We start from the raw sequence: 12,157 nt of genomic DNA, 5'->3' as shown, positions 1-12,157 counted from the left end.
CCGACGCTTCTCAGGCCCGGTCGCGGATTCGCATGCCTCCCGGCCCCTTGCTGTCGACCTCGAACCGTCCGGTGGCGCGGATCAGGTCGGACAGTTTGGCGTAGCCATAGGTGCGCTGATCGAAGTCGGGATAGGCGTTACGCAGCCGATTGCCGATGGCCCCCGCGGCGACCCAACCGTCGCCGTCCTCGTCCATGTCGGCGATGATGGAGGCGATCAGGCGCGTCGCCTCTGCGGGTTTGCGCTTGGCGGGCGCAGGTTCGGCGGCGGCCTTCTTGCCGATGTCGCCCTCCGGTTCGGACGGGGTGGTCAGGTTCTCGGTGTAGATGAAGCGGGTGCAGGCCTGGCGGAAGCTTTCGGGCGTCTTCTGTTCGCCGAAGCCATAGACGTCCACGCCTTCCTCGCGGATGCGGGCGGCCAGGCGGGTGAAGTCGGAATCGGACGACACCAGGCAGAAGCCGTCGAACCGGCCCGAGTGCAGCAGGTCCATCGCGTCGATCACCAGGGCGATGTCGCCCGAATTCTTGCCCTTGGTGTTGGCGAAATTCTGCTGCGGCTGGATCGCCCAGCGCGCCAGAACCTTGGTCCAGCCGGCGATCTGGGCGCTGGAGAAGTCGCCGTAGACGCGCCGCGCCGACGCCTCGCCCAGGGTCGCGATTTCGGTGAACAGCGCCTCGGCGATGCGGGGCGAGGCGTTCTCGGCGTCGATCAGCACGGCGAGGCGTGCGGGCTTTCCATTGGCCATGACGACCTCCTTTCGGGGATTTAGAGTTGGCCCATGGTGTTGTCGTGGTCGATGGCCTGTTTCTTCAGCCAGGCCACGAAGGCGGTGGCGCTGGGCGAAGGCGGACGGTCGCGCGGCTGGACCACGAAATAGGCGAAGCCCACCGCTTCCGATCCGTCGGTGAAGGGCGCCACCAGGCGGCCGGCGTTCAGATCGGCCTGGGCCAGGGTGCGCTTGGCCAGGGCGACGCCGCGCCCGGCCATGGCCGCCTCGATCAACAGGCCGGACTGGTTGAAGCGCGAACCGCGACGGGGATCGGGATGGCGCACGCCCCGCGCCTTCAGCCACATGGCCCAGTCGGGCCGGCTGGGGTCGCCGTCGTTGGACATATCGTGCAGCAGGGTGTGGCGCGCCAGATCGGCGGGCGTGCGCAGGGGCGGCTCCGCGTCCATCAGGGCCGGGGCGCAGACCGGCAGCACGGTCTCGGTCATCAACCGCTGGACCGTCAGGCCCGGATAGTCGCCGGGACCATAGCGAACGGCCAGATCGACCTTGCCCTCGGACAGGTCGGCCGGTTCCATGTCGGCGGAAATCCACAGCTCGATCTCGGGATGGGCGGCGTGGAAGTCGTCCATGCGCGGCATCAGCCATTTGGAGGCGAAGCTGGGCGCGACGCTGATCGACACCTGGCGACGACGCGGCGGCTCGCGCAACAGGGCCGAGGCGTCCATCAGCCGCTCGAACCCCTCGCGCAGCAAGGGGACCGAGGACCGGCCCAGGTCGGTCAACTGCAGGCCCCGCGCCTCGCGCACGAACAGCGAGCCGCCCACCATGTCCTCCAGCAGGCGGATCTGCTGGCTGACCGCGCCGGGCGTGACCGACAGTTCGTCGGCCGCGCGCGAGAAGTTCAGGTGCCGGGCGGCCGCCTCGAAGGCGCGCAGGGCGTTGAGCGGAAGCATGGGACGGGCCATCGGCGTTAGAAATCCTATCGACGCGGCGATGGCAATGCACTTGACGCCGGCCATAGACAAGCGGGTGCGGCGGCGTCACTTAAGGCCGCCTTCGATCCTCATCGCCAGAAAGCCTCGCCTTGTCCGTTACGCCGTCCGTCATCGACCTGATCGGGAACACGCCCTTGGTGCGGCTGAACCGCCTGTCGAACCAGACGGGGTGCGAAATCCTGGGCAAGGCCGAGTTCATGAACCCCGGCGGCTCGATCAAGGACCGGGCGGCCCTGTCCATCGTGCGCGCTGCGCGGGCCTCTGGCGCGCTGAAGCCCGGCGGGACCATTGTGGAAGGCACGGCCGGGAACACCGGCATCGGCCTGGCCCTGGTCGGGGCGGCGCTGGGCCATCCGGTCGTCATCGTCATGCCCCGCACCCAGTCGGAGGAGAAGAAGTCCGCCATCCGCTCGCTGGGCGCGCGCCTGATGGAGGTGGACGCCGCTCCGTTTTCCAGCCCCAACCATTTCGTCCACTATTCGGCCCGTCTGGCGGCCGAGTTGAACGACAGCGAAGAGGCGGGCGCGATCTGGGCCAATCAGTTCGACAACACCGCCAACCGCGACGCCCATTACTACGGCACCGGCCCGGAAATCTGGGACCAGACGGGCGGCAGGGTCGACGCCTTCGTTTCGGCCGTGGGATCGGGCGGCACCCTGGCGGGCGTCTCGGCCTATCTGCGCGAACGCAAGCCCGAGGTGACGACAGCCCTGGCCGATCCGGCGGGCGCGGCCCTGTTCAACTGGTACACCGAGGGTCGCATGGCCGGAGAAGGCTCGTCCATCACCGAGGGGATCGGCGTGGCGCGCATCACCGGCAATCTGGAAGGCTTCCGGCCCGACCGCGCCTATCGGATCGAGGACGCGGAGTTCCTGCCCCTCCTGTTCGACCTGGTGCAGCACGAGGGGCTGTCGCTGGGCGGATCGGCGGGGGTCAATATCGCCGGGGCCGTGCGACTGGCGCGCGACATCGGGCCGGGCAAGACCATCGTGACCTGCCTGTGCGATCCGGGGTCGCGCTATGCGTCCAAGCTGTTCAACCCCGAATTCCTGCGGTCCAAGGGCCTGCCCGCACCCGACTGGATGTAGGGCCTATTTCGCCTTCTGCTCCGCGATCCAGGCGTCCATTCGGCGGTCCAGCAGGTCCAGGGGCAGCGGGCCTTCGGTCAGAATCGCGTCGTGGAAGGTGCGGACGTTGAACTTGGGCCCCAACTCGCGTTCGGCCCGCAGGCGGATTTCGCGCAGTCGGATTTCCCCGATCTTGTAGGCCGTCGCCTGACCGGGCCAGCCGATGTAGCGTTGCAGTTCAGTCTCGATATTGTGGGGCGCCAGAGCGGTGTTGTCGCGGAAACAGGCGCGGGCCTGATCCTGGGACCAGCCCAGCCAATGCAGGCCGGTGTCGGCCACCAGGCGGCAGGCGCGCCACATCTCATAGGACAGGCGGCCGAACCGTTCGTAGGGGGTGCGATAGAAGCCCATCTCCTCGCCCAGGAACTCGGAATACAGGCCCCAGCCTTCGGTGAAGGCCGTGACATTGGCCTGACGCCGGAAATAGGGCTGGCCCGCCGCCTCCTGTTGCAGGGCGATCTGCAGATGGTGGCCGGGCACAGCCTCGTGCAGGGTCAGGGCCGGCAGTTCGTACAGCGGCCGCTGGTCCAGTTTGGACGTGTTGACGACATAGTGGCCCGGCAGGCCGTTCTGCATCGAGCCGGGATTGTAGCGGCCGGTGGTGTAGTTGGCCTCGATCTGCGCCGGAACCGGCTGCACGTCATAGGTCAGGCGGGGCAGGGTGGCGAACAGGGGCGGCAGGCCGCCGTCGGCCCGCTTGGCCATTTCCGACGCCTTCTCCAGCAGCTCCTCGCGGCTGTGGGCGTAGAACTGCGGGTCGGTGCGCAGGAAGTTCAGGAAACCCGCGAAATCGCCGGTCCAGCCGGCGGCGCGCATCTCGGTCTCCATGCGGGCGCGGATGCGGGCCACCTCGTCCAGGCCGATCTGATGAATCTGATCGGGGGTCAGGTCGGTGGTGGTGTGGCCGCGCACCAGATAGGCGTACATGGCCTTGCCGCCGGGTCGTTGACCCAGGCCCGGTTCGATCGGCGCTTTGGGCAGATAGTCGCTTTCCAGGAACGCCAGCCAGGCGCGCCGCGCCGGCGCGATGACCGAGGCGACGGCCTCGGCTCCCTGGGCCTCAAGGCGCGCCTTCTCGGCGGCGGGCACGCTGGGCCGGCAGGGTGGCGAAGGGCTTCATCAGGGGTTCTGCGTCGGGCGCGGTCGCCACGTCGTTGCGGGCCAACTGGATGGCGCTTTCGGTCACGGAGCGGGCCTGGACCATGCCGGTGCGAAGACCACGCCGCGCGTTCTCGGTCGCCTGAGCGTACAGGGTCCCGAAGCCCCGGATGCGCTGGATATAGGCTTCGGCCTCGGCCGCAGAATTCAGGCGGGTGGAGGTTCCGGTGTAGAGGGCCCAGGCGCCCGGTCCGCCCTCGCTGTCGAAGGCCAGCCGTCCGGTGTCGTAGTCCAGCCCCTCCAGGCTGCGGTTCAGGGTGTAGAGCAGGAAGTCGCGGTTGACCGTTCCGGCGTGGGAAAGACTTGCCGGGTCGATGGCCTTCAGCCGGGCGACGAAGGCTTCCAGCGGCGCGCGCTGGGCCAGTTCGAACGATCGGCTGATATCCGGCGTCCGCGCCATGGCCGCCAGGTCGCCCTCGCTGGAGGCGGTGAAGGGGTCGGTCGCCTTCAGATAGGTCTCATAGTCCGCGATCAGGCCGTTCAGGGCCGCGTCGGTCGGGCTGGCGGCGGCGGTCGGCGCGCCCTGCGTCTGGGCCATGACGACGACGGGCGCCGCCCCCGACAACAGGGCGGCCGCGACGGCCAGGTGCGACATCTTCATGGAAACCCCTCCCGAACAGTCCGCGCAGGCAACGCGACGGGGCGGGATGCGTCAAGTCATCCGCAGGCGGCGAAGAACCGTTCGACGTTGGACAGAGACCCCGGATGCGCCGCCAGGGTCTCGCGGTCGTCGCCCTGCCACAGGGCCAGCCAGCCCAGACGGCGGAACCGCTGGAACACGGGGTCCTTGGTCTGGGCGTCGGCGGTCACATACTGGCCTTCGTGGATGGCGGCCGGTTCCGAGCGGGCCGGGTAGCGTTCGTCGTCGCCGCCCGATTCGACGTGCAGAACCCGCGCGGGCTTGTCGAAAACCGCCGCCAGCTGAAGCCGCCCCGTGCCGCCCTGACAGATCAGCTGCAGCTTCAGATCGTCGCTGTTGGGCTGGCCATAGGCCAGTGTCACTTCCCGCCCGTCCTGATCGAGCAGCCAGTCGTAACCGGGCGTCGGCGACGGCACCCCTGTCGAGGCGGTCTGCGGGGCGGGCGTTGTCACGCCGCCGCTGGCGCAGGCCGACAGGCAGGCCGTCAGGGCCGCCAAGGCCAGCAGCGGCATGGTCGGCCGGGAGGGAGACGTCAGGCGCATGGAAAACTCCCTATCCGGCGCAACGGTCGGCGAAGCGACGCAGCTTGGCGAGGTGAGGCCGTTCGACCGTGACGGCGCTTTGGCTTTCCCCGACCGTGACGGTCATGCTGCCGCCGACGACGAAGGCGGCGAAGGCGGGGTGGTCGACCGGCAGTGCGGTCTCCAGCTTGCCGCCGCGTCCGGCCCGCGCCTCGGCCGTGGCGGTCGCCGAACCGGCGGTGATCCGCGCAAAGCCCGACGCCGGATCGGCGCCGTAGACCGAAACGGTGACGACGCCCGAGCCGGCTTGGCATTGCAGGGTGGTCTTCAGATCAGGGCTGTCCGGCCGTTCATTGGCCAGGACCAGCGGCCCCGATCCCTCGTACAGGGTCCAGGTCCAGCCCGCGGCGGGATTCGCCGCCGGAGCGGAGGCTTGCAGCGCCAGGGCCAGCAAGGCCGGGAGAAGGACACCCATGCGTCGGTTCCGCAGACGACGCGAAAGGCCGCGCCGCGCCGAATGTCGTCGGGCGCGGCGCGAACTGCAATAGGCCACGGCGGTCGTCGGCCGCCGCTCGGCGTCAGAAGGGGCTGAACCGCTCCACCAGGTTCTGGGCGGCCGGGGCGGACTGGATGCGGCTGATGTCGCCGCGCCCGCCGTAGGAGATGCGCGCCTCGGCGATCTGGGTGTGATTGATGGCGTTGGCCGAGGAAATGTCTTCGGGCCGCACGATGCCGGCGACGGTCAGTTCGCGCACCTCGCGGTTGGTGCGGACCTCCTGGCGACCCTGGATCACCAGATTGCCGTTGGCCAGCACGTCGGTGACGACGGCGGCGATGGTCAAGGACACCTTCTCGGCGCGGTTGACCGAGCCGGTTCCCGCCGACTTGGAGCCTCCCTCCAGGCCGATCATGTTGGACGGGTCGAAGGCGCCGGGCAGGACGCGGCCCAGGCTGCTTTCCAGTCCGAACAGGTGCGACACGCCGCCCGAAACTTCGTTGGAGCGGGACCGCTGGGTCGAGTTCTGCGTCTGGGCGCGGTCGTCGATGTCGATCTTCACGGTCAGGATGTCGCCGACGTGGCGGGCGCGCTGGTCCCCGAAGAAGGTGCGCGCGCCGACGCGCCACAGGCTGTTGGCGCTGGCGGGCGTGGCCTCGCGCGGGACGGGCGCAGGCAGATAGGCTTGCTGCGTCGGCACTAGGGCGGCCGGATAGCCGATGGGCGCCAGTTCGGGACCCCGCACGGCCTCCACGGCGGTGGAGCAGGCGGCCAGAGGAACGAAGGCGGCGACGATCAGGGCGGTCTTCATGATTGTGTTTCCCTAGCGGGCGGCGAATTGTTGGGGATTGGCGCGGGCCAGATCGGCGGCAGGGCCGGCGACGGCCTGGCCCGGTCCGGTGGCGACCGCTTCGATCAGGCGGTTGGACGACACGTTCATGATCGCCAGCGGCTCTCCGGCCGCGGCGTTGCGCATGGCCTTGCCCATGACGCTGAGGTTCACGCCGCCGACCTGGTAGATGACGCGGACCATGTCGTTGCGGGCGATGACCTGCTGGCCCGCGCCGGTCGGGCGATAGGCGGCGCGGACTTGCGGCGCGGCGGCCTCCAGGCCGGCGGAGGCGGGCGCGGCCTGATTGGCGGCCTGATTGGCGGTTTGGGCGGGCGCGAGGGCGCGCCGCACCACCACGCGGCGCAGGCCGTTGGGATTGCTCCATTCCAGTCCGGCCTGGCTGGCCATGGCCTGAAGCTGGCCAGCCTCCAGCACCACCGATGGGCCGACACGCTGGGCCACCGCCACGTTCGAGGCGGCGCCCGCGCCCTCGAACAGATCGCCCAGGGTGACGTGGCCGTCGTCGTCGACGGGGTTGGCGCGCAGCACGACCGGCGCGGCCAGGGCCGGCGCGGCCACGGCGGGCAGGACGGCGGCCAGGAGAGCGCCGAGGGCGGCGATGCGATGAAGACGGCCCATGATCTTAGCCCTTGATCTGCGATGTGACCGACAGCATCTGATCGGCCGTGCTGATGACCTTGGAGTTCATTTCGTAGGCGCGCTGCGCGATGATCAGGTCGCTGATCTCCGTCACCGCGTCGACGTTCGACGCCTCGGTGTAGTTCTGCATGATCTGGCCGAAGCCGACGTCGCCGGGGGTGCCCACGATGGCCGGGCCGGACGCGGCCGTTTCCAGCAGCAGATTGTCCCCGACCGCTTCCAGACCCGCCTCGTTGAAGAAGTTAGCCAGTTCGATCTGGCCCACGGTGGTGGGGGCCGGCTGACCCGCTTGCGTCACCTGGACCAGGCCGCTCTTGGAGATGGACACCTTGGTCGCGTCCTGAGGGATGGTAATCGCCGGCTCCAGCAGATAGCCGTCGTCCGTGACCATCTGGCCTTCCGGATTGACCTGCAGATTGCCGGCGCGGGTATAGGCTTTTTCGCCCGAGGGCAGGCTGATCTGGAAATAGCCCTTGCCGTCGATGGCCATGTCATAGGGGTTGCCCGTCGCCTTGGGCGTGCCTTGCTCGGTCAGGCGATAGACGGCGCCCGCCTTGACCCCGGCGCCGATCTGGATTCCGGTGGGAACGACGGTGCCCGCGCTGGACGACTGCGCGCCCATCCGTTCGACGTTCTGGTAAAGCAGGTCCTGGAACTCGGCGCGCTGCTTCTTGAAGCCCACCGTGTTCATGTTGGCGATGTTGTTGGAGATGACCTCCACGTTCAACTGCTGGGCGGCCATGCCCGAGGCGGCGGTGCGAAGTGCGCGCATTGTTCGTCTCCCTATCTCTCGACGCTCGGCGTCTCGTGACTTGAGGGGCTCCCTTAAGCGGCCTTGCCGAGGCGCTCGACGGCGCGACGGCTCAGGTCGTTGGTGTTGTCGATCATCCGCGTCACGCTTTCGTAGGCGCGGCTGATCTCGATCAGATTGGTGATTTCGATCAGGGGGTTGACGTTGGAGGACTCCAGCGATCCCTGATGGATCTGGGCGTCGGCCGCCTCGATCGGCTTGGCGTTGGAGCGGTTGCGGTAAAGGCCGTCGCCGCCCTTCTCCAGGGCGCCGAGAGCGTCGAACCGCACGACCGACAGCCGGCCCGTGACCTGGCCCCGTTGCGTGATGGCGCCGTCCGCGCCGACCGAGACCGGACCGAGTTGAGGGTCCAGCACGATCTCGGCGCCGCCCGACAGGACCGGCTTGCCCTGTTTGGTGGTCAGGCGGCCTTCGGGATCGGTGGTGAAGGCGCCGTCGCGGGTGTAGGCTTCGCCGTTCGCGCCGTCCCTGACGGTGAAGAAGGCGCCTTCGCCGGAAATGGCGAAGTCCAGGGGGCGACCGGTCTGGGCCATCGAGCCCTGGCGGAAGTCGCGGCCCACGCCGTTGTCCAGCACGAAGCTGGCGGAGGGGCGAATGGAGTCGTTGCGGGCGCGCTCGCCCACCTCGGCGCTGACCATCAGCTGCTCGACCTTGAAGCCGTTGGTGTCGGCGTTGGCGACGTTGTTGGCCACGATGTCCAGCTCGCGGCGCAAGGTCATCTGACGCGACAATCCGATATAGGCGGCGTTTTCCACGAGAGGCGTGCTCCTTCGCCCTTCGTCTCGCAACGGCCGTGCCAACACGGTTAATTCAGGCGGGATGGGGGTTTCAGCGGCGCAGCTCGGGTCGGCGCCCGGCAAAACCTGCCCACTGTAAACGCCGCGTTAACCAAACCCGGTCGATCTTCTCCACTGAGAATTTCCGGGGCGCGCGCGCATGTTCAAGTTCGGCAAGAAGAAGGGCGACGCGCCGGCGGACGACGCCAACCTGCCCGCCGTCTCGGACGCCTCGGGCGAAGCCGCCGAGGGCGAGGCCGCCGGGTCCAAGAAAAAGAAGCTGCCGCTGCTGTTCATCATCGCCCCCGTCGCCCTTCTGGTGCTGGGTGGAGGGGGGGCGGCCGCCTTCTTCATGCTTCAGCCCAAGAAGGCCGAAGCGCATGGGGCGGAAGGCGAAAAGGGGGCCGGCGAGCACGGCAAGCCGGAAAAGAAGGAAGAGAAGAAGGGCGGCCACGGCGGAGGGGAAGGCGGAGAGGGCGGCGCGGCCGATCCTTCGCAGGGCGTGATCGCCGCGGGACCGGACGGCGTCACCTTCTTCACCCTTCCGGACATGACGATGAACATCCAGTCGTCGGACGGCCGGGCGACCTATCTGAAGCTGAAGCTGACCCTGGAGACGCACGACGCCGAGGTGGCGACCCATCTCCAGGAAGAGATGCCGCGCCTGCAGGACATGTTCACCACCTTCATGCGTGAACTGCGGCCGGAAGACCTCAGCGGTTCGGCCGGCGCCTATCAACTGCGCGCCGAAATCCTGCGCCGCGTCAATCTGATCGCCGCCCCTGGCAAGGTCGACGCCGTGCTGATCGAAGAAATGCTGGTCGGCAATCAATGACCGAGACCGCGCCTCTCGACCCGTTCGGCGGCCTGGGCGACCCTAGCGACAGCCTGTCCGAACGTGTCCTGAACCAGGACGAAATCGACAGCCTTCTTGGCTTCGATCTGGGTGACGGCGACGACGGCGACAAGTCCGGCATACGGGCCATCATCAACTCCGCGCTCGTTTCCTACGAGCGTCTGCCGATGCTGGAGATCGTGTTCGACCGCCTTGTGCGGTTGATGACGACGTCCCTGCGAAATTTCACGTCCGACAATGTCGAGGTGTCGCTGGACACCATCTCCTCGATCCGGTTCGGCGACTATCTGAACTCCATTCCCCTGCCGGCCATCCTGGCGGTGTTCCGGGCCGAGGAGCTGGACAACTACGGCCTGCTGACGGTCGATTCCAACCTGATCTATTCGATCGTGGACGTGCTGCTGGGCGGGCGTCGGGGCACTGCGGCCCTGCGGATCGAGGGGCGTCCCTATACCACGATCGAGCGCGTTCTGGTGCAGCGAATGGTCGAGGTCGTGCTGAACGACGCGCGCCAGGCGTTCGAACCCCTGACCCCGGTGCATTTCAACCTGGACCGGCTGGAGACCAATCCGCGCTTCGCCGCCATCGCGCGTCCGGCCAACGCCGCCATACTGATCAAGCTTCGGATCGACATGGAGGATCGCGGCGGCCGGATCGAACTGTTGCTGCCTTATGCGACGTTGGAACCGATCCGCAAGATGCTGCTGCAACAGTTCATGGGTGAGAAGTTCGGCCGCGACAACATCTGGGAGGGCCACCTGGCGACCGAGATGTGGACCACCGAGACCGAGGTTCGCGTCGTTCTGGACGAGCAGCAGATGCCCCTGTCCACCGTATTGAACCTGAAGGTCGGCGACACCCTGATGTTGAACGCCACGCCGGACTCCGAGGTGTCGATCCGCGCGGGGGTCATTCCGCTGACGACCGGCCGCATGGGGCGCAAGGGCCAGCATATCGCCATCCGGGTCGAAGGTCCCCTGAACCCGGAAGCCGCCACACGCCTGAGAGGAGCCCGCTGATGGCTGGAATGATCATGGACGCAGTGCTGATGCTGCTGCTGGTCGCGGCGGTCGGCTATGGCGTCAAGCTGGAGCGCAAGCTTTCGGCCCTGCGCGCGGGGCAGTTGGCTTTCGCCCAGGCCGTCACCGATCTGAACGCCGCCGCCGGCCGCGCCGAGGCGGCCTTGGCGACCCTGCGGGCTTCGGGACAGGAAACGGACCTGTTGCACGACCGGATCATCAAGGCGCGCGAGGTCAAGGCGCAGTTGGAAACCCTGATCGCCCGCGCCCCGACGCCGATGCCGACGCCGCGCGTCGAGGAGCCGACCCCCCGACTGGAGATCGTGCGCCAGACGCCGCCGCCCGCCGCGCCCGCGTCGGCGCCCGCGTCGGCGTCTGAGGACGAAGACCGCGCCCGCCGCATGGCCGCCCTGGCCGAACGCATCCAGGGTCTGGCCGGTCCCGCGACCAGCCAGCGCGCCAGCGCGCCGGCGGGCCGTGAGAATGTCGCCGCCATCGTTCACGCCCTGACGGCGGGACGGTCCGCTAACCATGCCGCCCAACAAAGCCTCAACGCCGCGCGTCGTAATCTCGACGACGATCTGTTCGCCGCCTGAGTTCGGAAAGCCCTAGTCCATGGCCCGCATCCCCCGCATTCTGCCCCTGATCGCCGTCGCCATCGGCGGGGTCGTCGCCGTGCGCGCGGTCGGGTTGGCGCCCGGTCTGTTCGACGGGGCCAAGGCCTGGGCCGAGGACGCGGCCACAAGCGCAGCCGCCGCAGGCGGCGCGCCCAAGCCCGTCCTGCCGACCGCCTGCGCCCTGACGCCGGAACAACTGGCCCAGCAGGCGGGGATTTCGCCGGCCGAACTGAAGATCATCCAGTCCCTGTCGCAGCGCCGCAGCCAGTTGGACGCGCGCGACCAGGACTTCGCCACCACCCTGCCGCTGATGGTCGCCGCCGAACAGAAGCTGGACGCCAAGGTCAAGGCGCTGGAGGCGTTGAAGGTCGAGATGAAGCAGATGCTGGGGCAGGTCGACGAGCGCGAAAAGGCCGAGATCGACCGCCTGGTCCAGGTCTATTCCGCCATGCGGCCCAAGGACGCCGCGCCCGTCATGGCGTCGCTGGAGGATCGGGTGCGCCTGCCGGTCGCCGCCGCCATGCGGCCGCGCACCTTGGCGGCCATCATGTCCCAGATGACCCCGCCCCAGGCCCGCGAACTGACGGAAAAGCTGGCGGCCCGCTTCCAGGCCCAGCAGATGGCCGCCCGCGCCGCCGCCGCCGAGGCCGCCACCCCGCCGCCGCAGCCGACGCCGGCCCAGAATACGAGTCCGGCGGCCGCGCCGACTGCGACGCCCGCCGCCAACGCCACGCCTTCTGCGGCGACGCCGGGCGCCCGCACGGCCCAAAGCCGTCCCGCGTCGCGCCCCGCCGCCCGTCCGCCCGCGCGCCGTCCGGCCCCCAAGCCGGCCGCTGCGACGCCCGCCCCGACGACGCCTCAGCCCTATCAGCCCTCGGCCGCCGCCAACGCCCAGCCGCGTCAAACGGTGCAATAGGCC

15 protein-coding genes are annotated in these 12,157 nt (G+C 68.8%); 5 read left to right on the top strand and 10 right to left on the bottom strand.

Going from position 1 to position 12,157, the window contains the following annotated elements; genetic code table 11:
• Nucleotides 1-10: 10 nt before the first annotated feature.
• Both QE389_RS06505 and gcvA read right to left on the bottom strand, forming a co-directional pair.
• Nucleotides 11-745, bottom strand: a complete 735-nt coding sequence (locus QE389_RS06505) for an NYN domain-containing protein (RefSeq protein WP_307365591.1) — start codon at nucleotides 743-745, stop codon at nucleotides 11-13.
• A gap of 20 nt (nucleotides 746-765) precedes the next feature.
• A complete protein-coding gene (gene gcvA / locus QE389_RS06500; protein WP_307365589.1) occupies nucleotides 766-1,695 on the bottom strand; it encodes a transcriptional regulator GcvA in 930 nt (309 codons plus the stop codon).
• 119 nt (nucleotides 1,696-1,814) lie between these two features.
• On the opposite strand from gcvA, the gene QE389_RS06495 reads away from it, so the two are divergent.
• Entirely contained in the window at nucleotides 1,815-2,813 is a 999-nt protein-coding gene (locus QE389_RS06495) for a cysteine synthase A (RefSeq protein WP_307365587.1), read from the top strand.
• A gap of 3 nt (nucleotides 2,814-2,816) precedes the next feature.
• On the opposite strand, the gene QE389_RS06490 is transcribed toward QE389_RS06495, so the two are convergent.
• From QE389_RS06490 to flgF, 8 genes are all read right to left on the bottom strand, one after another.
• Nucleotides 2,817-3,941 (bottom strand): DUF885 family protein, encoded by a 1,125-nt coding sequence (locus QE389_RS06490; RefSeq protein WP_307365585.1) that lies wholly within the window; start codon nucleotides 3,939-3,941, stop codon nucleotides 2,817-2,819.
• On the bottom strand, nucleotides 3,913-4,611 hold the full coding sequence (locus QE389_RS06485) for a DUF885 family protein (protein WP_307365583.1): 699 nt from the start codon (nucleotides 4,609-4,611) through the stop codon (nucleotides 3,913-3,915). Before QE389_RS06485 ends, QE389_RS06490 begins: the two co-directional genes overlap by 29 nt.
• A gap of 56 nt (nucleotides 4,612-4,667) precedes the next feature.
• A complete protein-coding gene (locus QE389_RS06480; RefSeq protein ID WP_307365581.1) occupies nucleotides 4,668-5,192 on the bottom strand; it encodes a hypothetical protein in 525 nt (174 codons plus the stop codon).
• Nucleotides 5,193-5,202: 10 nt separating this feature from the next.
• Entirely contained in the window at nucleotides 5,203-5,646 is a 444-nt protein-coding gene (locus QE389_RS06475; RefSeq protein ID WP_307365579.1) for a hypothetical protein, read from the bottom strand.
• Between the two features lie 103 nt (nucleotides 5,647-5,749).
• On the bottom strand, nucleotides 5,750-6,478 hold the full coding sequence (gene flgH, locus QE389_RS06470) for a flagellar basal body L-ring protein FlgH (RefSeq protein ID WP_307365577.1): 729 nt from the start codon (nucleotides 6,476-6,478) through the stop codon (nucleotides 5,750-5,752).
• A gap of 12 nt (nucleotides 6,479-6,490) precedes the next feature.
• Entirely contained in the window at nucleotides 6,491-7,138 is a 648-nt protein-coding gene (locus QE389_RS06465; RefSeq protein WP_307365575.1) for a flagella basal body P-ring formation protein FlgA, read from the bottom strand.
• A gap of 4 nt (nucleotides 7,139-7,142) precedes the next feature.
• A complete protein-coding gene (gene flgG, locus QE389_RS06460; protein ID WP_307365573.1) occupies nucleotides 7,143-7,931 on the bottom strand; it encodes a flagellar basal-body rod protein FlgG in 789 nt (262 codons plus the stop codon).
• 53 nt (nucleotides 7,932-7,984) lie between these two features.
• Nucleotides 7,985-8,725 (bottom strand): flagellar basal-body rod protein FlgF, encoded by a 741-nt coding sequence (flgF, locus tag QE389_RS06455; protein ID WP_307365571.1) that lies wholly within the window; start codon nucleotides 8,723-8,725, stop codon nucleotides 7,985-7,987.
• 181 nt (nucleotides 8,726-8,906) lie between these two features.
• Between flgF and QE389_RS06450 the strand changes: the two genes are divergently transcribed.
• Genes QE389_RS06450 through QE389_RS06435 form a run of 4 tightly spaced genes read left to right on the top strand, consistent with a single transcriptional unit; the run spans nucleotide 8,907 to nucleotide 12,154 of the window.
• Nucleotides 8,907-9,581, top strand: a complete 675-nt coding sequence (locus tag QE389_RS06450; RefSeq protein WP_307365569.1) for a flagellar basal body-associated FliL family protein — start codon at nucleotides 8,907-8,909, stop codon at nucleotides 9,579-9,581.
• The gene (gene fliM / locus QE389_RS06445; protein ID WP_307365567.1) at nucleotides 9,578-10,621 is read left to right on the top strand and encodes a flagellar motor switch protein FliM; all 1,044 of its coding nucleotides are present in this window, start codon (nucleotides 9,578-9,580) and stop codon (nucleotides 10,619-10,621) included. The genes QE389_RS06450 and fliM overlap by 4 nt, the downstream gene beginning before the upstream one ends.
• On the top strand, nucleotides 10,621-11,217 hold the full coding sequence (locus QE389_RS06440) for a DUF6468 domain-containing protein (RefSeq protein WP_307365565.1): 597 nt from the start codon (nucleotides 10,621-10,623) through the stop codon (nucleotides 11,215-11,217). The genes fliM and QE389_RS06440 overlap by 1 nt, the downstream gene beginning before the upstream one ends.
• Before the next feature lie 19 nt (nucleotides 11,218-11,236).
• On the top strand, nucleotides 11,237-12,154 hold the full coding sequence (locus QE389_RS06435) for a MotE family protein (RefSeq protein WP_307365564.1): 918 nt from the start codon (nucleotides 11,237-11,239) through the stop codon (nucleotides 12,152-12,154).
• Nucleotides 12,155-12,157: the final 3 nt, after the last annotated feature.

It is taken from the genome of Brevundimonas sp. SORGH_AS_0993 (assembly GCF_030818545.1).
Classification (GTDB): Bacteria; Pseudomonadota; Alphaproteobacteria; order Caulobacterales; family Caulobacteraceae; genus Brevundimonas.
This window is presented reverse-complemented; position numbering and strand designations above follow the sequence as displayed.